Genomic DNA, 25070 nt, shown 5'->3' with positions numbered 1-25070 from the left:
TTTGCTAATGGGATGGTTTGCTCCTATTGTACCCCTAACAGTAGGATATTCAAACCACCCTGACATAAAAAAGAGGACTCCGTCCGAAGACGAAATCCTATGAAGAGAGAGGGGTCAATACATGACAGCATTCCAGGGAACACCTCCGCCGATATGGCTGGATTCTTCCGTACAGCTCATGCTGGGGAAGCACTTACTGACCTGTCTTCCGCATGAAGCTTGCGGACTACTGCTGGGTACTGCCGCAGCGGGAGGCATACTCGTCAGCAGCTATGTGCCGTTGAGCAACGTAGCGCCTGACCCGCTGCATGCATTTGTGCCGGATCCTTCCGAGTGGGTCAGTGCATTGTTCAGCAGTCCTGTACCCATCGGCTTATTTCACTCCCATCCAACCTCCCCGCCCTGGCCTTCCCCGGCCGATTTGCAGGGGCTGAATGCCCTGGGACCTGAATTCTGCGCATATCTTATCGGTTCACCCGGAACAGACTGCGAGAACTCCCCTGATCTGAGCGGCTTTATAATCAGCCGTGAACCCGGCCCTGACGGCCAGCCGCGCCCCCAATTACTGCATACTGCAATTCAGGTTCTGCTCAAGTAGGCATACAGATCACCCAAGGTATCCACCTGGCGTTTGCTAGCGATCTCACGCAGATAAGCGACCCATAGACGGGCTGTCATCTTCGCATCCTCAAGTGCATGATGGCGTCCCTGAATGGGAATTTCATGCACTGCCAGCAATTCATCCAGCGTGTAATTGCTGCGCTGCGGCTCCAGCCAGCGGGCAAGCATCATTGTGTCCAGCACACGGTGCGTAAGCTGCACCTTGGAGGTTTTCCATAACGCTGCATTCAGAAAGGATTTATCATGTGCGCTCCCATGCGCCACGAGCACCCGCTGCCCGACAAAGCTCATGAAATTATGAAGGCCGTCTATTAAAGTAGGTGCAGAAGCCGTCATCTCCTCCGTAATCCCTGTCAGTCTGGTAATATTCTCCGGGATAGCTGACTGGCATTTCACCAGTGTATAAAAGCACTCATCCTCTTTAATCTCTTCACCGACTACCTTGATTGCACCAAAGGACATAATCTCATCGCCATGCTGATGGGAAAATCCGGTTGTTTCCAGATCAAAAATGACCGTCTCCAGCTCGGAAAGCGGGGTATGCAGTACTTCAGGCCGCCGCTTCTCGCGCATCAGGGACCGGATAAAGGCCATCTGCTGCGCAGTCTGCTGGGCGGATTCGCCGCCCCTGATTGATGCGATTGCGGACGGCATTCCGCCCTGCCGCAGATTATTCCAGAATCCGCCGCCTTTGTTAGGCTCCTTCATGACTGCCTCCTTTCCGCTGACCGGAGCTGACGCTGCAAGGCCCTGTGCAGCCTTCTGACCAGCAGCAGGCTCTCACGCAGCTCAGACATAAGCTGTTTGTTCCTCAAATCATTTTCGGAAATATAATCACTGCTTAACAGCAGACCGTCCTGCTCAGTGTACGGTGTATTTACACGCATCCGTAAAGCAGTCAGGAACGCCGTCCTTATCTCCGCTAAATGCTCGTACTCATTCCGTGCACTGAGCCTGCCGATCCGCTTCAGGGTTGAGCTGTCCTGAACTGCATGCAGCAGGGCTAAATGCCTGACTATATTAACAAGCGGAATGTAGACACCATATTTAATATCAAAGCCTCCGGCATAATCACCGAACCGTTCCGTAAGTACCTGTCCAAGCAGATTCAGCGTTGCCTTGTGGCGGACCGTATTGCGCAAAACAGCAGTGGTCAATTTATCATTGTCCACAAAGCCGGCATGAAAGGCTTCCCTCCATTCAGCCGACAGCTCTGCGCTTCCGGCTACATGCCGCATGTCCGAAGCAATAATAAGATAACGGATAGGCTCCCACTCCAGCTGGGTCATCCAGCTGTTCAGCTGCTCCTTCCATTCCGGGAGCGTCTTCCGCCAAAGCGGCTCCGAGCACATCACTCTGCCGTCACATTTCTCATATCCAACCGCTTCAAGCACATCTGACAACAGCTCACCGAATGCAGTAAAATAAGCGCGCTTTAAATCATCCGGCTCCCCTTCTACGATCAGCCCGTTATCCTGATCACTCCAAAGAGTGGATTCCTCTCTGCCGGCGCTGCCGAATACAATAAAGGAATAAGCGCAGGGAGGCGGGCCGTAGCCCGCCTCCTTCATCTGCGCTTCACAAAGATTCACCGCCGCTGCTGCAATCAAATCATGCATTGCATTGACGCGGGATACCCATTCCTCAATCGGAACTACATTTAACTGCTCCAGAAGAGCCTGCTGGCAGGCTGCCCGCCTGCCCCTCAGCTCCTGCGGCGAACCGGCCGTTGCGATGGATTTCATTCTTTCATCGTTTCTCCACTCTGTCTCTTCCACCCCAGCCACGCGGTCCGCCCCCCGTCAGTTTATAATTATAATTTGTGGGTTTTGGATTCGGAATCTGTAATCAGCTTCATCTGCTCAGGATAGCCGTAAGTACCGTGCTCACTGATATCCAGACCCATCAATTCTTCTTCTTCTGTAACGCGGATTCCCATTACCAGCTTCATCACGTACAGGATGATGAAGGACAGTACAGCTACGAATACAAAGGTTCCGACAACACCAAGCGCCTGAACGCCAAGCTGGTGTAAGCCGCCGCCGTAGAACAGTCCCGCCTCACCAACAAGACCACCTTGTTCAATCAGATCAGGTGCTGCGAAGAGACCTGTGGACAACGCACCCCACATACCTGCAATACCGTGTACAGAGAAAGCATAGATCGGATCATCAAGACCAGCACGCTCCAGCCATTGCGAAGTCATGAAAGTAAATGCACCTGCAACCAGACCGATAATAATAGCTGCCCAAGGCTCTACGAATGCGCAGGCACCAGTGATCGCAACAAGTGCTGCCAGTACGCCGTTCAGCATTGCCGGAATATCGGATTTACCAAAGTACAGCCAGGAGGCTACAAGTGCAGCCAGACCGCCGGCAGCAGCTGCAATGTTAGTTGTCAGCGCCACATGTCCGAAGAAGCCGCCCATTGGGGACAATGCACTACCAGGGTTAAAGCCGAACCAGCCGAACCAGAGGATAATTACACCAAGTACAGTGAACACCTGGTTGTGGCCCGGGATAATAACCGGCTTGCCTTCCTTATTGAACTTGCCGAGACGCGGTTTAAGCAGAATTGTCGCTACTACAGCCGCCGTTGCACCCGTCAGATGGACTACTGTCGAACCTGCATAGTCCTGCATTTCGAGGTTAGCCAACCAGCCGCCGCCCCATACCCAGTGAGCTACAACCGGATAGATGATTACAGAGAACAGAATACCGAAGATAATGTACACACTTAGTTTAGCACGTTCAGCCATACCGCCGGATACAATTGCCAGTGATACTGCTGCAAAGGCCATTTGGAACAGGAACTTAATGTTCAGGGTTACATCGGAGAAGGCCAGAGATTCAAACGAAGCGGCTTGAGTGTCTCCCCCGTAGAACCAGCCTGTAGTTCCGATAAAGCCGTTACCGTTACCAAAGCCGAGCCCGAAGCCTACAGCCCAGAAGCACACGCTGGCAATTGCCAGTGTCAGAACGGTCTTGCCGGCTACGTGACCGGCATTCTTCATCCGGACCGATCCGGCTTCAAGCAGTGCAAAACCTGATTGCATAAAGAATACTAAGATGAATGCCAGGAAAGTAAAAGCCGTATCCAGTCCGATTTGCAGGTCCGGTGCTGCAGGACCCTCAGCAGCAAAGGCGCTGACCGGATAGATCATCAAGGTGATCATGGCCAGGAACATCATCAATAACTTTTTCTTCATCTTAACCCCACTCCCCAATGTTATATTTTCTAACAAAGCGTGAAACTCTTAATGTCATTATAATCAGAAGTCAGGTAAATTGACAAGACTATTTTTTGTATTGTTTCGCTTTTATTTTTGGATGCCATGAAATCAATACACCCGGTCAGTCACAGCGCCGTATTTCTGCCGTTTCCTTATAACTACGCCTTTTTTGAGCTGAACATTATGTAAACGTATACAGAAGGCGTACACTCACACAATGTATTTTTATTAGAAGTAAAGACTAAAAATGCTAATCGTTATGGATCTTTGCACCTTTAGCAAGGATTAGCGCAGATAAACTTAACACACTCATGTTATATTCATCTTTTTTACAATCAGAATCAATACCCGCAGCACAGCATATACTTAAAGTAAGCATGACGTTTGACTGTATGGATTGACTTTTGGTATCATTTTAATAAGACATTTCATATTAAGAACTTCCGCTTTAGAACAGCAGGAGGATTAAACAGCGAGGTGAACTGAGATGGGGATATGACCCTTTACCGGATTGGCGAGCTTGCCAAGGCTGCAAGCTTAAGCGAACGGACCATCGACTATTATACAAAGCTCGGTCTAATCGCTCCTGAATCAAGAAGCTTGAAGAATTACAGGCTGTACAGCCATGAAACCTTAACCGCTTTGGAACGTATAAATCAGCTAAAGCAAGAGAAATACTCATTGGAAGAAATCAAATCCATGATGGATAAATGGAGTGCAGCGGCTCCCGAAGCTGATGTTTCGGACAAACTAGTAGAGCTGGAGCTTCAGATGCAGCGGCTGGAACGCGAGGTTAAAGCCCTTGAGCCTATGATCAGCGGACTCAAGCCGGTTCAGGCCAGACGCGCGCTTGCTGCCCTTATCCCGCAGGGCGTTGCCTGCATGGAGGCGATTAAGCTACTGCTGACGCAGAATCCGCCAATGTAATTTCTTACACACATCACGATGGAGGAATGAAATATGTTTTTATTAGTCATTGTTGCCTTTCTGTTTTCTTTGTGGGCCCAGTTCAGAGTTAAGGGCACATTCAATAAATGGGCTAAAGTCGGAAATATGAACGGATTGACCGGCTATGAAGCCGCACGCCGGATGCTGGACGCGAACGGGCTGCACGATGTTCCGATTGAACCGGTCCGCGGAACACTTTCTGACCATTATGATCCGATCCACCGGGTGGTCCGCTTGTCAGAGCCGGTATATTACGAGAGCACAATCTCAGCCGTCTCCGTCGCCTGTCACGAGGTTGGTCACGCCATTCAGCATAAGGTTCACTATCCGATGCTGACGCTCCGTCACCGGATGTTCCCGGTCGTCAATTTTGCTTCCGGTGTGGCTCCGTTCATGCTGCTGGCAGGCTTCATTTTCAGCGCAACCAATCTTATCGGGCTTGGCATTATCTTTTTCTCGGCTGCTGTAGCGTTCCAGCTTGTTACACTGCCTGTAGAGTTTAACGCCAGCAACCGCGCACGTCAGATTATGGTTGAACAAGGCTTCATCCGCAATGAGGAAGAACGCGGTGTAGCGAAGGTATTGAATGCTGCAGCTCTAACCTATGTTGCCGCAGCCCTCGTCTCGCTGCTAGAGCTTCTGCGTCTGATTACCATGTTCCTCGGCAACCGCGAATAATAGCTGCAAATAACCGCAACGATATTACAATAAAACCCCGGGAGGCTAACAGCCTTCCGGGGTTTTATTGTAATCCTTGAAATAGGTAAGGAGGAACGTGCGGAAGGATCTGGCCACCAGCGGCAGCTTGCCGTCACTTCGGTGAATAATGCCCACCGTCCGCGTAACAGCCGGTTCAACCACCCTGACCTGGGCAGGCTGCATCGGGTTAGTCTGGTACAGCGCCGTCTCCGGAAGGAGGCTGACTCCCATGCCGGCTGCCACCAGGCCCCGTATTGTATCCGTCTCTCCACCCTCGAAGGCGATCTGCGGCTTGAAGCCGGCCTCAATACACGCCTGCCACACTATCGGCCTGAGAGAGTAGCCCTGGCTGAACAGTACAAACTTCTCGTCGCGCAGCTGCTCCAGCCTGATCACCTCTTCACCCGCCAGCGGATGATGCTGCGGCAGAATCGCGAACAGCTCTTCCGTCATCACTATATCCCCGGCAACATGTCCGTCATTCTCCGGAAACGGGGATATAAAGGCGAGATCCACTTCACCGGACAGCACATCCTTAATCAAAGAGGCATACGTCCCCTGCTTGAAGCGGAATCTCACATTCGGGTAGAGCCGCCTGAACTCCGCTACTATTGAGGGAATCAGATGTGTCCCAAGGCTGTGCGGAAAACCGATCCGGATCTCACCAAGCTCGGGGTCCAGAAATTCATGCACCTCTGCCACTGAACGCTCCAGATCCTTCAGGAGCGTCTCTACCCGTTTGCAGAAGAGCTGGCCTACAGGTGTAAGCTGCAGATTGCGGCCTTTTTGCATAAACAAATCCACTCCGAGCTCCTGCTCCAGCTGATGAATCTGGCGGCTTACCGCCGACTGGGCGACATGCAGCTCCTCGGCAGCCTTGGTAACATGCTCCTTTTGGGCAACCTTCAAAAAATACTGCAGCTGTCTAAGTTCCACTGTCCAACCTCTCCTATCGCCTGCTTCTTTTTAAAAGCCGGATAATCAGCCCGTACAGGAAAAAACCAGAGACCAGCCCGCCCAGATGGGCAAGCCAGTTCACATAAGGCGTCACGAAGGACATTACAATCCCCATGACGAGCAGCCCGTAGAGCGTTTTACGCGAGCCCTCGTCCATCATCCCGCGCTGCAGGACCGCAATGTAGAGGAACGCGCCATAGATGGCATAGATTGCGCCTGACGCGCCGACAGACACTGTGGCCGTATAGGCTTCGGGTGTTGTACCGAGCGCAACCGACAGCACATTAGCCAAAAAGCCGCCGATAACATAAAGAATCGCATAACGCCACCAGCCCAGCAGCCGCTCCAGCGGCGGAGCAAACACGAGCAGCGAAAAGCTGTTGAAGAATAAATGAGAGAAGCCGTTATGCAAAAACATAGCCGCGAAATAACGCCACAGCTCTTCTTTTTCCGGCCCGTTATCCACCACCGCACCAAATTTGACCAGTGTGTCCAGGTTGGTGGACCCGCCGTTGAGCGCCACCACGATAAACATAAGGAGATTGGCCAGCAGGAGAATCACGGTTACAGGATAGTACCGCAGATAGCTTTTCCAGTTTTCGTAACGTATGAAGATCATAGCACCCATCCTTTATGTATGTTGTCCGGTTGGACATCAACCTTATAAAACGATTATAATTTATTCTGGCAGTAACAATCCAATATTGCAATCTGAGGAGGAAACTAGGACATGACGCAAGAAAGAACAGGTGTAGCCGCTTTTAAAGGCAATCCCATTACTCTGGTAGGACCCGAGCTCAAGGTTGGGGACAGTGCTCCCGACTTCACCGTAAGCAAAAACCTGCTTGAGGATGCATCGCTTGGTGATTATGCCGGCAAAATCAAGCTGATCAGCGTCGTACCTTCCCTGGATACAGGCGTATGCGATGCCCAGACCCGCCGCTTCAACAGTGAAGCTGCAGAGCTTGGAGACGATGTCGTAATCCTCACCATCAGCACAGATCTGCCGTTTGCCCAGGCCCGCTGGTGCGGCGCTGCCGGTATCGACCGGGTCGTTACCCTTTCAGACCACAAGGAAGCAGCCTTCGGACAAGCTTACGGCGTACTGATCAAGGAATTCCGCCTGGACATGCGCTCCATCTTCGTGATCGACAAAAACGACAAGCTAACCTATGTGGAGTACCTTGGCGAAATGTCTGAGCACCCGAATTACGAAGCAGCGATTGCTGCCGTTAAGGAATTGCTGTAGGCTTCAGTTCATCTTATAAGGTAAAAAAGCGGCAGAAGGCCCTCCCTCTGCCGCTTTGCTATAGAAAACACATCGTATAACTGATAGCGCCGCGATGCTTCCGGAATATCTCGAAACCGCATACATACCCCTCAGCTAAATCCGGCGGTTCATTAATCGGTCTTATATTTGCCCAGCTTCTTGTCCAGCGAATCATACAGGCGCTGAATCACACGGTAGTTGGCACCAAGATCACCAAGCGATCCTCTGGATGCGGAATAAATATCGATTCCGCAGCGTACCGGTGAAGTATTAAGCACGGAAACCGTTATATCCAGCGTACGGCCAAACCCCGTTCTTTTCTCCAGGGTAATTTCCCCTACGGACTGCACCTCATGCAGGACCCTGTAGCCAGGTACCTTCTTCAGTGTCGAAGACACTTCATCCCATGCCTTGTCTTTTGAAAGAGTATAGTAACGTGTCTTTAATGCCGGATCCTTTGCACGGTCGCTTGTTCCGTCATGACTGCGGAATATACCGACCAATGTTCTTTTGAGCGACAAAATATTTCCCCCTCTTTTAGTCCCAAGTTCATTAATATCAGTGTAACATTCTTAATCCAGGAACAAAAGAGCATAGCTCACTTTCCTGGGTCCTCTATGTAAGAAAGGCGTCTGCAGACACCGTTTCCAAGAAGGCTCAGCAGCAAAAAAGGTGCCCCGTTCCCCGCGGGTAAGCGGGATACAGGGCACCTTGTCAAAATCAGTAGAAAACCCGCCTATGCCGTCCGGCTACAGTGTCTTCTGAACCTGCTTGAGCAGGTGGGTGACCGCAGAAGTCGTTTTTGAATTCCCCAGGTCATATAGACAGGGCTGTTCAGCCGCGCTCCGTATTAAGTCTCCCGAGACATTATCATTGGTTCAAAACAACGAGCAACCGTAACGTACATCGCAGGATTTATAACTATTATATTGCGTTTTGACCAAAAAGTAAACCTGTATGCGCTTTAATTTACACTGGAATAAAATTCTCGTCCCTTTTTGCCGGGTTTGTAACGCTGATGTTAAATCCGTTTCTGCGACCTGGAAGTGTCCTCGTCATCAAAATCGTCATCATCATCGTCGTCATCGTCATCATAATCCGCCTCAAGGCGCTCAGCTGCTTCTTTCTCCGCTGCCTCCTGGGCTTCCAGCTCCTCCTGCTTCTTCTTCTCCACCTGCAGCTGCAGCTTGTTGTATGTGGCAAAGAAGTTAAAGAATGCAAGCATAGCAACAAGTGTAGGAATACAGATTACATACAGCACAGGATACCGCAGACCTATATATGCAAGCAACGCAGAACCGATCAGTGTAGAGAAAACACGGATTGGACGGGCGATGGTCAGCAGGACAGAGTTCTTCATTACCTCTTTGAAGGACATCTGGTAATGAACGACAATCGAAAAAAAGTTAAACATCGACACAAACAAAATAATCATCAATACCAGCATCAAAATGCCGACAATTCTGAAATTGGCCATTTGTGTCATGTATACGGTCACATCTACGTACATTACAACAAACAGCACGGTATAGATGAGTCCCCCAAGCATGCTTTTGAGATAATTCTCTTTATACCCTTGAAAAAAAGTGCGGAACGTACTGACGTCCGTATTGCCCATCACCCATTTACGAACAACATTAAACAGCGCCGACGTAGCCGGAAACACCGTGAACGGTGCCAGAATACCTATTGCCCAGTTCAACGTTATCTGTTCGTTGGGTCCCCCTTGACCTGATCCATACATGATCACCTTCATAACAACCATAAATAAAAACGGAATTGAACAAATGCCCCATAATATGTTACTGAAGGCAATGCGTGAAATCCATTCCGTGATGCGGTATAGACCGCCCATAGCTCCTTTAAACTCCAATTCCCTTCCTCCTGTCTGTCTCGCGCATACTGCGTACTTTAACTATAACCTATTTGACCCGGACTTTTCCAGCGTCCATTCTTGGCAATCCCGGATATGCCAAAAAAAGAAGGCAGGAACCGCATATCGGGTTCCCGCCTTCACTCATACCGGACAAACCGGCTGTTTAGTTGTTGTCGTAATCCTTGGCAGGACGTGTGCTTGTGCCGCTAGGACGTGAGTAAGGCTTGCGGTCGGAGCTGCGGCCGGCATCATCACGGTTGCCCTTGTAGCCTCCGCTGCTGCTGTTGCCGCCGTAGCCGCTGCTGTAGCCGCCGCGCGTTGTGCCGCCGGAGCTATTATCGCGGTTGCCTTTATAGCCGCCGCCGTAGCTTCCGCCTTCACGGTTGCCGCCTTCACGGTTACCTTTGTAGCCGCCACCGCCGCCGGAACGGTTGCCGCCATATCCGCCGTTCGGCTTGCGTCCGCTGCGGATATCGTATTTGCCGCCGCGGCGTTTAGCGCGGATCGGATCCTCAGGTGTCAATTCAACCTGTGCATCCTTGGAATCGCCCGTAAGCAATTTCATTGCTGCGGAGAGAAGCTGCACGGAATCGTATTGCTCCAGAAGCTGGATTGCAATTCCTTTGTATTCGTTCAATTCGCCTGCTTCAACCATTGCCAGCAAGCGTTCAGCTGTAATGCGTTGTTTACCTTCGATAGCCTCGGCCATTGTAGGAAGCGGCTTGCGGGTAATACGGTGGCGCGTAACACGCTCGATCAGATGCAGATGATCCATTTCGCGCGGAGTTACGAACGACCAGGCTGTACCCTCTTTACCTGCACGGCCTGTACGGCCGATACGGTGTACATAGCTCTCAGGATCCTGCGGAAGGTCAAAGTTAATTACATGCGTTACACCGGATACGTCGAGACCGCGTGCTGCAACGTCTGTTGCTACGAGGACATCGATGCTGCCGTCGCGGAATTTGCGCATAACAGCGTCGCGCTGGTTCTGCGACAGGTCGCCGTGCAGTCCGTCAGCGGAGTAGCCGCGTTTCTGGAGACCTTCAGCAAGCTCGTCTACACGGCGCTTTGTGCGGCCGAAGACAATTGCCAGCTCAGGGGATTCCATATCGATCAAACGGCTCAACGCCTCGAACTTCTGACGCTCAGGAACTTCGATATAAGCCTGGTCAATCAGAGGTGCGCTGATCTGCTTAGGAATAACCGATACATGCTGCGGGTTCTTCAGGAACTGCTGGGCAAGACGTTGAATATTAGGAGGCATAGTCGCTGAGAACAGCATGGTTTGGCGCTCTTCCGGAACCAGCTTGAGGATGGACTGGATATCTTCCATGAAGCCCATATCCAGCATTTCATCTGCTTCATCCAGTACAACGGTCTGTACGTCGTCCAGACGGATGGTCTTGCGGTTGATGTGATCCAGGAGACGGCCCGGTGTACCGATGATAATCTGCGGTTTCTTCTTCAAGCCGCGGATCTGGCGTCCAATATCCTGTCCGCCGTAGATGGCCAGGGAACGAAGACCTTTGAAGCGGGACAGCTTGCCGATTTCTTCAGCAACCTGAATAGCCAGCTCGCGGGTAGGCGTCATTACGAGCGCCGTGATTTTTTCATCTTCCCGGGAGATTTTGGAGATAAGAGGAATACCGAAGGCAGCGGTTTTACCGGTACCTGTCTGAGCCTGGCCGATCATGTCCGCTCCAGTCAGCGCGATTGGAATCGCCTGCTCCTGAATCGGTGTTGATTCCTCAAATCCTAGCTCTGTGATTGCTTGAAGCACTTTTGGCTCCAAGCCGAATTCTGCGAATGTTTTCAAATTATTCATGCTCCTTCTATACAGTGGACATTCCACATGCTTATCTGTATTCTTAAGTAGCGGTAAACACCTATATAGGCTGTCCAATCATGCCGTAATCTCTGCATGGGTTTACGCGTATGGGACGAAAATGTCCTAAGATCAGGTCTGTTTATGGCCTGAACAATTGTAGCTTCACATCCGAAGCAATGCAAAAATACCATTGTAACGTTCTACTCAAGAATATCCTATACATTATATCACAAACCCAATTAGGAATACCAGTGTATTCCTTACTTTCATTACTTACATTACACGTCAGAGGTGAAACATTTGTTAAAACTAAGACATCTGGGCAGCTGCCTTGCAGTAATCTTTGGTTCTGCGCTGATTGCCTGCGGTTTCAATCTGTTTTTGATCCCCCACAGGCTGCTCAGCGGCGGGGTTTCCGGTCTTGCCATGCTGGTCGGCTACTTCACTCCGTTCAACATCAGCCTGCTGTATCTGCTCTTCAATGTACCGCTGCTTGCTGCCGGCTGGTTCCAGCTGGGGCGGAGATTTATTATTCTCAGCATCCTTTCCGTAGGCTCCACCACCTGGCTGATGACCCTGGTACCGGAAACAACCGTTGCTTCCGATATGCTGCTGGCCTCCGTATTTGGCGGTGTGCTCGTTGGCGTCGGCGCCGGTATCTCCTTCCGCATGGGCGGATCCTCCGGCGGCTTTGATATCCTCGGTTCCATTATTACCCGATACCGGGACTTTCCAATCGGAAATGTGCTTGTCGGATTAAACGGGTTAGTCATTCTGGCAGCAGCCTATTTCGATAACAACTGGAATCTGGCACTTGCCTCCATGGTATCCATTTATGTAACAGGCAAGGTTGTCGACCTGATCCATATCAGCCATGTTAAGGTTACAGTATATATTGTAACTAACCGTACTGATGAACTGCTTAAGCAGCTGCTACCGCTGCAGCGGGGTGTCACCAAAATTAAAACGGAAGGCGCTTATTCTCATGTCGAACGGGATATGCTAATGACAGTGACAACACGGTACGAGCTGGCTGAGCTCCGGCGCATCATTAAAGCAAGCGATCCGCAGGCTTTTGTCAATATTGTAGAAACGGTAGGTGTAATGGGCTCCTTCCGGAAAAGATCAAATTGAAAGAAATGCGCATACTTTAAAATTGTGATATATTAAACACACGCAGGGCTAACAATTTCATGAAGATTGTGCTTTACCCTCTTTTTTCCAGGCACTTCGCTTTACGGGTGTACCCTGAATGTCAATTCAGTACCATTCGATTAAAGAAAGGGTGATTTTTGTGGAAATGGAAACGGTAAAACTGTCAGCAATCGTCATGAGGTGGTATCCCGATATGATGCCGTTTCTCAAGCAGGACGAATTGAATTCCGTAATCGTTCTGCGCGACGGTCTGAGTATACTGGAACCGGCGGATGCCATGGATATCATCCACTACAGCATTTGCGAGCATCAGAATCCTGCGTATCTTCAATAAGTACCACCGCTTGATGGCAAGTTGTGATTGTTGCCGCCCGGAGCCAGCTGTTTGCCGCTCCGGGCGGCATTTACTTTTAATATGGAGGTTTAGAATCTGTACATCCCGTTTAAAAACACAAAGGACGGTAAATATCCTGAGTCCGAAAATTACAGGGATTGTTACAAGTCTGTTCTTTTTGGATACTGCCGTTCCATTATACTTTAAAGGAATGTACATAAAGGGAGAGAATAACAATGAATATCACCTGGGCATTACTCATGATGGCTCTCGGAGGCGTTGGCGTCCAGCACACCGGGCATGAGGCAGATGTCTCTGCGGCGCTGCAGTCTGCTGCCAATCCGCCAATTACCGCCGCCGGGCAGTCCGGAACCTCCGGACCAAATACAGCAGCCGGCAATCCGGCGCAGTCTCCTGCACCAAGTGCTGCACCAGGAGCTGCCGACAGCGCGCTTCATACCGATCCGCAGCCTGATGCACCTAAGGTTAAAGGCATCTATGTTACAGCTTACAGTGCAGGCGGCGAACGGATGGAACAGCTGCTGGGCCTGCTCGACAAGACTGAGCTGAATTCGATGGTTATCGACATTAAGGATGATGCCGGTTACATCACATATAAAACGGATAATGCCGAGCTGCAGGAAATGGGCACCCCCCAGAAATTTATCGGTGATATCAACAAGCTGATGACACGGCTCAAGGAGCATGACGTATATCCGATTGCCCGTATCGTTGTGTTTAAGGATTCCGTCCTTGCCAAGAAGCATCCTGAATTATCCTTTGTGAATTCAGACGGAAGTGTCTGGAAGAACAAAGGCGGAGACAGCTTCGTCAATCCATATAATGAAGATGTATGGAAATACAATGTAGACATCGCCAAGGAGGCGGCCAAGCTCGGATTCAAGGAAATTCAATTCGATTACGTCCGTTTCCCCGAGGGCTTCGAGAAGCGTGCCGATACCCTGAAATATACAAAGAGCGAACGTCCGCGCGTTGAAATCATTGCTGATTTTGTAAAATATGCCAAGGCTGAGCTTGCTCCGCTGGGTGTAAGAATATCCGTAGACATTTTCGGTTATGCGGCATCGGTCCCTGCGGCAGAAGGAATTGGCCAAGACTTCGTCAAAATCTCCAAAAACGTTGATGTCATCAGTCCGATGGTATATCCGAGCCACTACTCCACCGGCTGGTTTGATGTTAAGGACCCGGACAAAGATCCATATGCTACCATCAAAGGCTCCATGGTGGATACCCACAAGAAGCTGGACCCTCTCGGCAGCTATAAGCCGGTTATCCGGCCGTGGATTCAGGACTTTACCGCGAGCTGGCTCGGAAGCGGCCACTTCATTAAGTACGGCAAGCAGCAGGTGGAGGATCAGATCCGTGCGCTCAAAGACGAGAACGTGGATGAATTCCTGCTTTGGAATGCCAATAACCGTTACACTTCAGATGTTGATTACGAGCAATAATAAGCCTACAGCCATTATAAACAATGATATACAACAGCTTAGCGTATCTGAGACCCGGCATTCGCCGGGTCTTTTCCTGGAAATATCAAATAACAGATAATGAGGCAGCTATTTATGAAACAAACGCATTCACTCAGACAAAAAGCCGGACAGTTTATACATATTCTTTTTCCTATACTCATTACACAAATCGCCTTATCGGCCATTACCTTCTTCGATACCAACATGTCAGGAAAATTTGGAACCAATGATTTGGCCGGCGTAGCGATCGGCACAAGCCTGTGGATTCCCATCCAGACCGGACTCAGCGGTATACTGATGGGTATCACCCCCATCGTCTCCCATCTGCTCGGCAGCAGAAAGGATAAGGATGTCGCTTATCAGGTTACCCAGGGTCTCTGGCTGTCAGTGGTGATCTCACTTCTGGTGCTGGCCGCTGGCAGTATCATCCTGTCTCCCGTACTGAATTTCATGAATCTGGAGCCGCAGGTCAGGGATATTGCCTTCCGCTTCCTCTGTGCCATCGCCTTTGGAATCATTCCGCTGTTCGGCTATACCGTGCTGCGCAGCACAATTGATGCACTGGGCCAGACACGCACCTCTATGCTCATCACTCTAATTGCCCTCCCGGTCAACGTAGGACTTAACTATCTGCTGATTTTCGGGAATTTCGGATTCCCCCGCCTCGGCGGTGTAGGAGCCGGTGTTGCATCAGCTATAACCTACTGGGTCATTTTTGCGGTTGCTCTGCATTTCGTATACCGGTTCGAACCATTTAAAGGCCTGCAGCTGTTCCGCAAATTTCACGGCATTTCTTTAAGCAGCTTTAAGGAGCTGCTCAAGATCGGTGTGCCAATCGGGTTTTCGATCTTTTTTGAGACAGCCGTTTTTTCAGCCGTAACGCTGCTGATGAGCCGCTTTGATACTGTGACGATAGCTGCCCATCAGGCGGCCATCAACTTCGCTTCCACGCTGTACATGATTCCGCTGAGCATCTGCATGAGTCTAACTATTCTGATCGGCTTCGAAACCGGGTCGGGCAGACTGAAGGATGCCAGGCAGTACAGCATTATGGGCATCGGCTCTGCCGCAGCCCTGTCGCTGATCACCGCTCTGATTCTGCTGTTTGCCGGCAATCATGTAGCCGGTCTGTATTCAGACGATTCCCAGGTGATTGCACTGATTCAGCACTTCCTGATCTACGCCATCTTCTTCCAGATTTCAGATGCTATAGCTACTCCGACACAGGGTGTGCTTAGAGGCTATAAGGATGTAAATCCGGCCTTTATCATCTGTTTTGTGGCTTATTGGGTGATTGGCCTGCCTACCGGCTACCTGCTGGCAACCTATACAGACATGGGGGCTTACGGCTATTGGATCGGCTTAATTGCCGGCCTTGCTATCGGAGCTATTCTGCTTCTGTCACGCCTGGTCAAAGTCCAGCGGAGCTTCTCTATCCGCAGCGCCAAAGAAGTCACTGGAGCATAATGTTGTGTCCCGGCCCGTCTTACCCTTCATTCAAAGGGGAGACGGGTCTTTTTGTATAACAGGTTATAATCTTCAAACGCAAAAAAACCGCCTGTTTCCAGACGGCTGTAGTGCATAATATATTATTGGGACAGACGGGAAGCCAGCTCGTACAAATCTGTATCAAAGCTCTTCTTCGTATTTACTACAGTATCAATATCTGTAATCGTCAGCTCACCTTTGATAATTCCGCAGGCTTTGGCCGATTCACCTTCGATCAGCTTACGAACGGCAAAATCACCAAGACGGCTTGCCAGGTTGCGGTCAGCCGGTGTCGGAGTACCGCCGCGCTGGATGTGGCCCAGAACCGTTACACGGGCATCAAGTGAAGCATGGCGGTCTTTGAGCGCCTGAGCTACATCCTCACCTTTGCCTACGCCTTCAGCAACGATTACGATACTGTGGCGTTTACCTTTGGTAAAGTTATCCTTCATCCGGTCAGCTACTTCGTTGAGGTCATAAGGCATTTCCGGTACAAGAATGGTTTCAGCGCCGGAAGCAAGACCGGCATGAAGCGCGATATCACCGCAGTGGCGGCCCATAACTTCGACAATGGAAGAACGTTCATGGGAGGACATGGTGTCACGGAGCTTGTTGATCGCATCCACAACAACGCCTACCGCAGTATCAAAGCCAATGGTGTAATCCGTAAAGGAGATATCATTGTCAATGGTTCCCGGCAAAGCCATCGTCTTGATACCAAGCTTGCTGAGCTTGTTCGCGCCCTGATAAGAACCGTCACCGCCGATAACAACCAGGCCGTCAATTCCCATCTCGTTAAGAATATCTGCACCCTTCTGCTGGCCTTCCGGTTTGATGAATTCCAGACAGCGTGCCGATTGGAGAATGGTACCGCCGCGCTGGATAATGTCGCCTACACTGCGCAGATCCATCGGGAAAATATCACGGTTCAGCAGACCCTGGTAGCCGCGCTGAATTCCGTACACTTCAATCCCGTAAAAGATTGCACTGCGCACAACTGCGCGGACAGCCGCGTTCATGCCCTGTGAGTCTCCGCCACTGGTTAATACTGCGATTTTTTTTACGTTTGACATCCTGTTAGTTCCTCCTTAAATTGTGCAAAGCATGGCCCCGGAAGGGGATATACGCTTCACAGCCTTTAGTACATGTGTTTGCGTATCCAGCGGCTGTTAACAAAGAAGAACAGCCTGGTCAGCGGGCTTCTTTTCATTAAGCGCTTGGATACCGTACGAACCTCCCGCTGTTCGCTGACTTTTGGATCGGATAAATAAAGTGCCAGCAGCCCCTCGATAACCATCCGATGCATTGAGTTCTCAGGTAAGCTCCGGACATCTTTGCGGGCCCACTCCACGATGGAAGCAATCCGATTCAGCATGGTATCAGTATTGTCATAATAATTGCAGAAGTTGAGATCACCGCCGGCCCGGTCTTCGTCCTGATCAATGAGATAATCCAGCATTATGTGCAGTCCGCAGACATGAGGAAAGTAGGCAGCGCGGATCGAAGCCGCTTTCGACTTGTCCAGACGGGGGTCACAGGCAGACAGAAACAGCATAAACACACCCAGCGTAGAGCCGGTCGCGGCCGCAAATTCATTCCAGTGAAGGTGCGGAGCGCGTTTACCTTCCACTGCCCACCATTCCTTCAGGGCAGCTTCCCTGAGCTCGGGACGGATATGCTTGTACACCTGCAGATCTGTATACAGCACAGCCAGATCGTAAATTTCCCCGGCCGCAGCAGCATAACCGGGCAGTAACGCCGTCATCTCCTGACATTTGCGGACCAGACGGTGCAGGTATCCCCCGTCATTCTGCTCACTGCGCAGCGCGTAGTAATTAACAGGCTCAGCACCCGGAGTGATTGCATCAAGCATCGACTGATGCAGCAGCCGGAAATCGGCCGGATCAAGCGAGGTGCTGCGGTCACACAGGTTATCCAGATAATCACTGATCGTTTGATAGGCGACAATAAGCGGAATCAGTATATGTCTCATCGACAAATTGCCGGCAGCATAAATACCTCCGCCTTCACAGTGAAACTGCTTGGTTTCAATGCTGGCAAGCGCTTGTTTCCGGAGCTCGGGATCGGGAATCCCTTCCGCATCCTGGCGCCAGGAGTGCAAACACTCCCGCACTTCCGGCAGCACGTACTTATAAACCCGGCTCATGAGCCCTATAGGGCCCCGCGGGCTTAGGTAACGGCCTTGCTCAAATTCATTCAATGACAGTGCCTCCACATTGTTGTCTCCTTATCCAAATCATCATTATTATAATATGCGAAGCGTTTTTGTACAAATAACAAAATCACTTTCGCAAATCCTTGAAAAATTCAGAAATCGCTCCATTTTAATAATCTTTTAACAAACATCGGAAGCAGCCTTTATGCTATACTGAGCGTATTTGATACCTCAAGGAGTGCAAACACATGGAATCAGGACGGACCGGCAGCCCCTATAGTGATCAGAATTGGCTGCGTTCCTTCATCTTTACACTTTTCGGCACCAGTGTACTGGTAGTCTCTTATTTTCCGCTCTTTTACACCCATCTCGGCTTCAGCAGCACACAGGTAGGTCTCCTGTATTCCCTCGGGCCGCTGATCTCCATTCTGTCCAATCTGTTCTGGAGCATGATGAGCGACCGGCTCGGAACGATCAAAAAAATTATGGCTATTCTGCTGGCCGGCCAGCTAGTGACCGCTATTCTCCTGGCTAGAGCTACCGATTTCTCAATGGTAATGCTTATAATATCCTTATTCTATTTCTTCTATTACCCTGTTTTCCCGCTGGCGGACACAATGGCGATCAAAGTGGCCCAGCGTCACGGACGGAACTTTATAACGATCCGCGTATTCGGCTCTCTTGGTTATTCCTTTTTCGCCCTTACAATCGGGTATGTGTTAAGAGCGCTCGGCTCTTCATACAGCATCGGGGTATGTATCGTTATCATTGTAGCCGCCCTGCTATTAACTATAGGCTTAAAGGATGTCAAACGTTCTCCGGCTGAAGCCGCCAGCACCGGCTCTTCTGTCAAAGCACCGGCCAAGAGCGGCGGCCTGAAGGAGATTATGCTGCAAAAGGAAGTGCTGTGGTTCTTCGGCTGTGTCTTTGTCCTCGCGCTCGGGCACCGGATGAACGAGGCGTTCCTCACCCTGAGTCTCAAAAGCATGAACGCAGGCGACGACTTAATCGGCTGGGCGCTGCTTGCGTCCGCGCTGAGCGAGATTCCGATTTTCTTTCTGCTCAGCAAATACGGCGAACGGTTCAAGGAGCTGCCGCTGCTCGCTTTTGCCAGTCTAATGTACGGCTTACGCTTTCTGCTCATGTCGCAGGCCGTCCATCCGGGGGCGATTATTGCTATCCAGGCACTGCACAGTATTTCGTTCGGCATTTTCTATGTAACAGCTATCCGCTATATCACACGTATTATACCCGATCATCTGCGGGCAACCGGTCTTGCGCTATTTACCGTAGTGTGGTCCAGTGCCTCCGGGCTGCTCAGCGGTACGTTCGGCGGTTTAATCTATGAGGATGCCGGACGCAGCACATTCTACCTGGTAGCCACCCTGTTCTCTGTACTCGCATTTATCGGCTTCTTCGTCAAGCATCTGCTGGATATGGGAGGACCTTTCCGGATCTCTTTACGCAGAAAAGCAGTTCCTGCCGCTCCTCACGTGCCTGAATCTGGCGCTGTCCCGGCACAGCCTGCAGAGGCGGTTCCTGCACACAAAGCTACTCTTTAATCTCTTTCAGCCCTTGCTGCATCTGCGGTAAGGGCTATCTAGAATATAAAAAAACACAGTTCCCGAAAGAACTGTGTGCTTTGAAAGTTGATGGTTACCACTCTTACAAGTGCCTGCCATAAATCATATATATTGCGGCTGACAGCTAAACTGTCCGGCCGTTTCTTATAATTTAACTACGTTAGCTGCCTGAGGACCGCGGTTACCGTCAGTGATGTCGAATTCAACCGCTTGGCCTTCATCCAAAGTCTTGAAGCCGTCGCCTTGGATAGCTGAGAAGTGAACGAATACATCTTCGCCGCCTTCTACCTGAAGAAAACCGTAACCTTTTTCTGCGTTAAACCATTTTACTGTACCTTTCAAATGAACAACCTCCTAAAAATACCGCCATATATGGCGTATGCTTACATTATACCCCAACTATTCCTGCAAAGCAATCCACTTTTTCCCTATATTAGTGATTTAATTTGCTTTTCACTAACCCGGTGCGTTATCATTGACGCAAAAGCCAAAAATCGCCAGGGTGGTAATGACATGATTAAAAAACACGAAATATACAAAACTGACAAATGGAATATGATGACCGTCGAGGTTCAGGGGCGCTACATCATTCTCCGGGAAATTTCCGACCAGTGGGGAGAAGAAACGCATACCTTTATGAGCCGTCCGGCCATGATGGAATGGGTGAATAACCGTTTCAATAAAGAGTCTTATAAAGACAACGAAGAAGAGTACAAAAATATCATTGCAGCATTTAAACAGGTCTAGGCTGATATGGATAACGAAAGTCTGGTTATTTATATCATTGTAGTCCTCTGCCTCGGAGCTGTTCTTATTATGAGTAAGGACAAACTGCCGCCTCGTCTCAAGCGGGGTATGGCACTGACCGCAGTTATTCTGGTTGCCCTTGCTTTTATCTTCATTATTTGTAGCCTGCTTGCATAACTCTTGTTTAAGCAGTTCATAATCAGAATTTGGCAGGGCATACTAAGCCGACCCTATGATACAGGAGGCGCAAGTTATGCCCTTTACCGCCAGATTTTTTCCGCTTCTGCTCGCGCTGTCTCTGCTGCCGGGCGGATCCTCAAAGCCTGCAGCACAGCAGTCTATGCCTGCTACATCCCATCATTTAAGGAGGATTTCCATGGAACAGTTATTGAAGAGAAGTGAAGTGCCTGCCGAGAACCGCTGGAAGCTAGAAGATATGTTTGCCTCACAGGAGCAATGGGATAAGGAATACAACGAAGCCAAGGCGCTGATCAAGAAAGCCTCTGCCTTCCAGGGCAAGCTGGATTCGGCTGATGAGCTCAAGGGCTGCTTCGAGCTGGATGATGAGCTGTCCCAGCTTACTGAACGGCTCTATGTATATGCACATATGCGTCAGGACGAAGACACTGCAGCCCCAACCTACCAGGCGCTTACCCAAAAGGCGAAGAAGCTCAGTGTTGAAGCCGGAGAATCGCTGTCTTTTGTCACACCGGAAATCCTGTCCCTGCCTGTAGAAAAGCTGGATCAGTTCATCGCTGACCCTTCCCTCTCCGCTTATACTTTTACCCTGACTGAAATGAAGCGTGAAAAAGCCCATGTCCTTACTAAGGCTGAGGAAGCGCTGCTGGCCCAGGTCGGCAATATTTCACAGGCACCGCAGAATATTTTTGGCATGCTGAACAATGCGGATCTTAAGTTCCCGAAGATCAAGAATGAGGAAGGCAAGGAAGTAGAGCTGACCCACGGCAGCTACATTCAGTTCCTGGAAAGTCCGGACCGCGAGGTGCGCAAGAACGCTTTTAAAGCGGTATATGAAACCTATGCCAAGCAGAAGAATACAATCGCTGCGACCCTTGGCGCGAACGTGAACAAAAATGTATTTTACTCGCGGGTACGCAAATATCCGTCAGTGCTGGAAATGTCGCTGTACGGCGATAATATCCCGAAGGAAGTATACACCAACCTGATTGACACCATTCACGAGAGCCTGCCGCTGATGCACCGTTATATGAAGCTGCGCCAGAAGCTGCTCGGCGTTGATGAACTACATATGTATGATCTGTTCGCTCCGCTCGTGGACGAATATAAGCTGGACATTACCTTTGAAGAAGCGAAAAAGATCACCAAAGAAGGCCTGAAGCCGCTCGGCGAGGATTACCTCAATGTGCTGCAGGAGGGCTATGACAACGGCTGGATCGATATTTACGAAAATGAGAGCAAACGCACCGGCGCATACAGCTGGGGAGCCTACGGCACTCACCCTTATGTGCTGCTGAACCATAATGATAACCTGAACAGCATGTTCACCCTGGCGCATGAAATGGGGCATGCCCTGCATTCCTACTATTCGGATAATGCGCTTAAATACCGCGATGCGCAGTATACCATTTTCCTTGCAGAAGTAGCTTCCACAACCAATGAAGCGCTGCTGATGGACTATCTGTTGAACAAATCAACGGATCCTAAGGAAAAAATGTACCTGCTGACCTATTATGCCGACCAGTTCCGCACCACAGTATTCCGGCAGACGATGTTCGCAGAATTTGAAAAAATCATCCATCAGCGTGCTGAAGAGGGAGAATCACTGACTCCGCAGGATCTGTCGGCTATCTACTACGATCTTAACGTGAAGTATTACGGCGCGGATATGGTTGTAGATAAGGACATTGAAATGGAGTGGGCGCGGATCCCGCATTTCTACAACAGCTTCTATGTTTACAAGTATGCTACCGGCTTCTCTGCGGCGACCAGCTTCTCCAAGCAGATTCTGGAGGAAGGCAAGCCTGCAGTAGACCGCTACCTCAGCTTCCTGAAGAGCGGCGGCAGCGACTATTCCATCAACATTCTGGCCAAGGCCGGAGTCGATATGTCCACTCCTGAGCCGATCCGCGAAGCAATGAGCGTGTTCGAAAGCGTAATTGAGCAGATGGAGCAATTGACCAAATAAGATTGTACAGAGCCGCTTAACCAAGCTGTCATCCCTTGCCTGCTACCGGGCAGGGGATTTATATTGTTACATCATCCACGGGGGGACTTCAAATGAAACTGCAATGGTCGCTTATCCTAGGTCTAATCTTTGCACTCCTGACAGCTGTATTCGCTGTTATTAACGTTGATCCGGTCCAGGTCAATTTCGGCTTCGATCAGGTCAGCCTTCCGCTGATCCTCGTCATTCTGGGCTGCGCCCTAATCGGCGGGATTATCGTCGGTTCCTACGGGATCTTCCGCCAGTACAAGCTGCAGAAGCAGATTAAATCGCTGAACGCAGAGCTGTCCAAGCTGCGCGATGCGGATCATTCCCTTGACACTTTAACACCGCTGCCGGACGAGACTGTATAACCGCCTGTTCAGCTTAACCTAAATGATGAATGGAGGATTTTAAACCTATGCTAACAATTCAGCCTAACGAAGACTACATTCTGTCCTTGCTGAAAAAACTGCTCGACACCCCAAGCCCCAGCGGCTTTACTGCCGAAGTGATGCGGGTCGTAGCCGAGGAAGCTGCCGCGCTGAATGTACCGCTCAGCTGGAACGAAAAAGGCGGTATAATTCTTACCGTGCCCGGCCTTGACCCTTCTCGCACCATCGGTATCAGTGCCCATGTGGACACGCTTGGTGCCATGGTCCGCTCAATTAAACCGAACGGCACACTGCGCCTGACCTCTGTCGGCGGCTTTACGATGAACAGCATCGAAAATGAATATTGCATCATTCATACCCGCAGCGGCCTGACTTATACCGGTACCATTCTGACCAGCCATCCTTCTGTGCATGTCTATGCCGATGCGCGTGATTTCAAACGTGCCGAAGAAAATATGGAAGTGCGGATTGACGAAATGGTATCGACTAAAGATGATGTGCTCAAGCTTGGCATTGCCGTTGGTGACTTTATCTCCTTTGATGCGCGGGCGGTTATTACACCGAGCGGATATATCAAATCACGCCATCTGGATGACAAAGCCAGCGTGGCCGCTCTGTTTGGCCTGCTGGAGAGCATCAAGCGTGAAGGCTGGAAGCCGCTGCACAATCTCGCCCTCCTGATCTCTAACTACGAGGAGGTTGGACACGGTACGTCCTGGATTCCGGGTGACATCAGTGAATTCATTGCAGTAGACATGGGCGCCATGGGCGATGACCTGAGCTGTAAGGAGACAGATGTCTCGATTTGTGCCAAGGATTCCTCCGGCCCTTATGATTACGCCATGACCGGCCGTCTGATTGAGCTGGCGAACAGCCTCGCGATCCCGTTTGCGGTAGACATCTATCCGCAATACGGCTCCGATGCTTCCGCTGCTCTGCGCGGCGGCAACAATATCCGCGGGGCGCTGATCGGCCCGGGCGTCCATGCTTCCCACTCCATGGAGCGCACGCATAAGCAGGCTGTCCTGAATACAGCCAAGCTGCTGGCCGCCTATGTCGGCACCAACTGAAGCACCTGCCCATAAATGGCGGCAGCTCTGGCAGCGCAGGCGCTGGCAGCTTGGCTCTGCCCTGCTCGTTCTGCTGGTGCTGCTGATCGTTCTGGCGGCAACGCTGCTGAACAAGCAGGCTCATCAGGAGGCGTTCAGCGGACTCCCGCATAGGTATGAGTATCTTGAGGCGGAGAGCCCCGGCAAAGTGCAGCTGCATATGCTGGCTGTCTCTCCCGGGGACGTTGTCCTGCGGGCTGACGGCCTGCCGCTGCGCCAGATTGCCGCCTACGGGATTAACGGCGGCTTCTTCTACGGCACAGACCTACTGTCTGTGGCGGTCATGAATGATGTCCCCGTTAACGGGGACAAGGGGGCCTACGGCTCGGGCTGGTTCAACGCCAAGTATGCCCGCGGCACGATGGTCTGGGACGGCGCTGCCGGCAGGCTGTCGGTCCAGACCGTCTCCTCCGGCGACGAGCTGGAAGTCACAGACCGCAGCCGCTACTGGGCCCAGGGCGGCATCAGCATGAATCTGCAGCATGAGGAGCTGTGGAAGGCCGCAAGCCAGGCCGAACACCTGCCCTTTGCTGATGAGCAGCGCATGCGCTCGGGGCTTGTCTATGACAGTGACGGGAAGCTGTGGCTGATCGTCACGCCTACGCTCTGTACGGCCGAGGCCTTCCGCCAGGCCGTGCTTGACGCCGTTCCCGGTGAAGGCCGGGAAGGCATCTTTCTCGACGGCGACGGCTCCTCGCAGCTGAACGCCGATGAGGCGGTACTGACCGGCGACTCGCGTCCGGTCGTGCAGATGATATCGGTGGCGGGCGGGAAGTAGCGGAAATGTTGAAACTTCAATGATGGTATGTTAAGGGACTATAGGATGGGATGCAGGACCGGCAGTTTGGCTGCCGGTCCTGCATTTTTTATGGGTGTCCCTTGAATATTTTATATATGTCTCCTGAATTAGTTTGATTTTTGGCACTTAATTCTTCTATTTCCCTGGTTTATTACTGATTAGGTGTTAAATCGAC

At 50.8% G+C, this 25070-nt stretch carries 25 protein-coding genes and 1 other RNA gene; 14 read left to right on the top strand and 12 right to left on the bottom strand.

Annotated elements, in window-relative coordinates:
• Positions 1-121: 121 nt before the first annotated feature.
• Positions 122-598 (top strand): M67 family metallopeptidase, encoded by a 477-nt coding sequence (locus tag R70723_RS32020; RefSeq protein WP_052421268.1) that lies wholly within the window; start codon positions 122-124, stop codon positions 596-598.
• On the opposite strand, the gene R70723_RS11045 is transcribed toward R70723_RS32020, so the two are convergent.
• From R70723_RS11045 to R70723_RS11035, 3 genes are all read right to left on the bottom strand, one after another.
• On the bottom strand, positions 580-1329 hold the full coding sequence (locus R70723_RS11045; protein ID WP_039872038.1) for an exonuclease domain-containing protein: 750 nt from the start codon (positions 1327-1329) through the stop codon (positions 580-582). The genes R70723_RS32020 and R70723_RS11045 overlap by 19 nt on opposite strands.
• Complete coding sequence (locus R70723_RS11040; protein ID WP_047171099.1) at positions 1326-2366, bottom strand: DUF294 nucleotidyltransferase-like domain-containing protein; 1041 nt, start codon at positions 2364-2366, stop codon at positions 1326-1328. Before R70723_RS11040 ends, R70723_RS11045 begins: the two co-directional genes overlap by 4 nt.
• A 68-nt stretch (positions 2367-2434) precedes the next feature.
• Complete coding sequence (locus tag R70723_RS11035; protein WP_039872034.1) at positions 2435-3829, bottom strand: ammonium transporter; 1395 nt, start codon at positions 3827-3829, stop codon at positions 2435-2437.
• A gap of 519 nt (positions 3830-4348) precedes the next feature.
• Between R70723_RS11035 and R70723_RS11030 the strand changes: the two genes are divergently transcribed.
• Together R70723_RS11030 and R70723_RS11025 are read left to right on the top strand one after the other, a co-directional pair.
• A complete protein-coding gene (locus tag R70723_RS11030; protein ID WP_039872032.1) occupies positions 4349-4780 on the top strand; it encodes a MerR family transcriptional regulator in 432 nt (143 codons plus the stop codon).
• A gap of 33 nt (positions 4781-4813) precedes the next feature.
• The gene (locus R70723_RS11025; RefSeq protein ID WP_039872030.1) at positions 4814-5479 is read left to right on the top strand and encodes a zinc metallopeptidase; all 666 of its coding nucleotides are present in this window, start codon (positions 4814-4816) and stop codon (positions 5477-5479) included.
• 45 nt (positions 5480-5524) lie between these two features.
• On the opposite strand, the gene R70723_RS11020 is transcribed toward R70723_RS11025, so the two are convergent.
• Entirely contained in the window at positions 5525-6436 is a 912-nt protein-coding gene (locus tag R70723_RS11020; protein WP_039872028.1) for a glutamate biosynthesis transcriptional regulator GltC, read from the bottom strand.
• A gap of 13 nt (positions 6437-6449) precedes the next feature.
• Positions 6450-7076, bottom strand: a complete 627-nt coding sequence (locus tag R70723_RS11015; RefSeq protein ID WP_039872026.1) for a rhomboid family intramembrane serine protease — start codon at positions 7074-7076, stop codon at positions 6450-6452.
• A 111-nt stretch (positions 7077-7187) separates the two neighbouring features.
• Between R70723_RS11015 and tpx the strand changes: the two genes are divergently transcribed.
• Complete coding sequence (gene tpx / locus R70723_RS11010; protein WP_039872024.1) at positions 7188-7706, top strand: thiol peroxidase; 519 nt, start codon at positions 7188-7190, stop codon at positions 7704-7706.
• A gap of 152 nt (positions 7707-7858) precedes the next feature.
• Here the strand turns inward: tpx and R70723_RS11005 are convergent, their stop codons facing one another.
• From R70723_RS11005 to R70723_RS10995, 4 genes are all read right to left on the bottom strand, one after another.
• The gene (locus tag R70723_RS11005; RefSeq protein ID WP_039872022.1) at positions 7859-8248 is read right to left on the bottom strand and encodes a DUF1499 domain-containing protein; all 390 of its coding nucleotides are present in this window, start codon (positions 8246-8248) and stop codon (positions 7859-7861) included.
• 204 nt (positions 8249-8452) lie between these two features.
• Positions 8453-8645, bottom strand: a non-coding RNA gene (gene ssrS / locus R70723_RS32550) — 6S RNA.
• Positions 8646-8748: 103 nt separating this feature from the next.
• Positions 8749-9600, bottom strand: a complete 852-nt coding sequence (locus tag R70723_RS11000) for a YesL family protein (RefSeq protein WP_047171098.1) — start codon at positions 9598-9600, stop codon at positions 8749-8751.
• A gap of 166 nt (positions 9601-9766) precedes the next feature.
• Positions 9767-11422 carry a degradosome RNA helicase CshA gene (locus tag R70723_RS10995; protein WP_039872020.1) on the bottom strand — a complete coding sequence of 552 codons (1656 nt, stop codon included), beginning with the start codon at positions 11420-11422 and terminating at the stop codon, positions 9767-9769.
• Positions 11423-11734: 312 nt separating this feature from the next.
• On the opposite strand from R70723_RS10995, the gene R70723_RS10990 reads away from it, so the two are divergent.
• The 4 genes from R70723_RS10990 to R70723_RS10975 all read left to right on the top strand — a co-directional run bounded on the left by R70723_RS10990 (position 11735) and on the right by R70723_RS10975 (position 15880).
• Positions 11735-12568, top strand: a complete 834-nt coding sequence (locus tag R70723_RS10990) for a YitT family protein (protein ID WP_039872018.1) — start codon at positions 11735-11737, stop codon at positions 12566-12568.
• 166 nt (positions 12569-12734) lie between these two features.
• Positions 12735-12923: a hypothetical protein gene (locus R70723_RS10985; RefSeq protein ID WP_039878584.1), complete on the top strand. Its 189-nt coding sequence runs from the start codon at positions 12735-12737 to the stop codon at positions 12921-12923.
• A gap of 236 nt (positions 12924-13159) precedes the next feature.
• On the top strand, positions 13160-14392 hold the full coding sequence (locus tag R70723_RS10980) for a putative glycoside hydrolase (RefSeq protein WP_039872016.1): 1233 nt from the start codon (positions 13160-13162) through the stop codon (positions 14390-14392).
• Positions 14393-14506: 114 nt separating this feature from the next.
• Positions 14507-15880 carry an MATE family efflux transporter gene (locus tag R70723_RS10975; protein WP_039872014.1) on the top strand — a complete coding sequence of 458 codons (1374 nt, stop codon included), beginning with the start codon at positions 14507-14509 and terminating at the stop codon, positions 15878-15880.
• Between the two features lie 122 nt (positions 15881-16002).
• On the opposite strand, the gene pfkA is transcribed toward R70723_RS10975, so the two are convergent.
• Positions 16003-16974, bottom strand: a complete 972-nt coding sequence (gene pfkA / locus R70723_RS10970; protein WP_039872012.1) for a 6-phosphofructokinase — start codon at positions 16972-16974, stop codon at positions 16003-16005.
• Positions 16975-17039: 65 nt separating this feature from the next.
• Complete coding sequence (locus R70723_RS10965; RefSeq protein WP_039878583.1) at positions 17040-18122, bottom strand: tetraprenyl-beta-curcumene synthase family protein; 1083 nt, start codon at positions 18120-18122, stop codon at positions 17040-17042.
• A gap of 203 nt (positions 18123-18325) precedes the next feature.
• On the opposite strand from R70723_RS10965, the gene R70723_RS10960 reads away from it, so the two are divergent.
• On the top strand, positions 18326-19639 hold the full coding sequence (locus R70723_RS10960; RefSeq protein ID WP_081957346.1) for an MFS transporter: 1314 nt from the start codon (positions 18326-18328) through the stop codon (positions 19637-19639).
• Between the two features lie 165 nt (positions 19640-19804).
• Here R70723_RS10960 and R70723_RS10955 read toward each other — a convergent pair whose 3' ends face one another.
• The gene (locus R70723_RS10955) at positions 19805-20002 is read right to left on the bottom strand and encodes a cold shock domain-containing protein (protein WP_019911834.1); all 198 of its coding nucleotides are present in this window, start codon (positions 20000-20002) and stop codon (positions 19805-19807) included.
• 171 nt (positions 20003-20173) lie between these two features.
• Here R70723_RS10955 and R70723_RS10950 point away from each other — a divergent pair, with 171 nt between their 5' ends.
• From R70723_RS10950 to R70723_RS10925, 5 genes are all read left to right on the top strand, one after another.
• On the top strand, positions 20174-20407 hold the full coding sequence (locus R70723_RS10950) for a hypothetical protein (protein ID WP_039872008.1): 234 nt from the start codon (positions 20174-20176) through the stop codon (positions 20405-20407).
• A gap of 376 nt (positions 20408-20783) precedes the next feature.
• The gene (gene pepF / locus R70723_RS10940) at positions 20784-22574 is read left to right on the top strand and encodes an oligoendopeptidase F (RefSeq protein WP_039878579.1); all 1791 of its coding nucleotides are present in this window, start codon (positions 20784-20786) and stop codon (positions 22572-22574) included.
• A gap of 92 nt (positions 22575-22666) precedes the next feature.
• Positions 22667-22966, top strand: coding sequence for a LapA family protein (locus tag R70723_RS10935; RefSeq protein ID WP_039872004.1), 300 nt, complete (start codon positions 22667-22669; stop codon positions 22964-22966).
• 47 nt (positions 22967-23013) lie between these two features.
• A complete protein-coding gene (locus tag R70723_RS10930; RefSeq protein WP_039872000.1) occupies positions 23014-24057 on the top strand; it encodes a M42 family metallopeptidase in 1044 nt (347 codons plus the stop codon).
• A complete protein-coding gene (locus tag R70723_RS10925) occupies positions 24041-24874 on the top strand; it encodes a hypothetical protein (protein ID WP_039871997.1) in 834 nt (277 codons plus the stop codon). Before R70723_RS10930 ends, R70723_RS10925 begins: the two co-directional genes overlap by 17 nt.
• Positions 24875-25070 lie beyond the last annotated feature (196 nt).

Origin of the sequence: Paenibacillus sp. FSL R7-0273 (assembly GCF_000758625.1) — a bacterium.
Lineage (GTDB): Bacteria > Bacillota > Bacilli > Paenibacillales > Paenibacillaceae > Paenibacillus_AQ.
The sequence above is the reverse complement of the archived record's forward strand: the minus strand, read 5'-3'. Positions and strand labels throughout refer to the sequence as shown.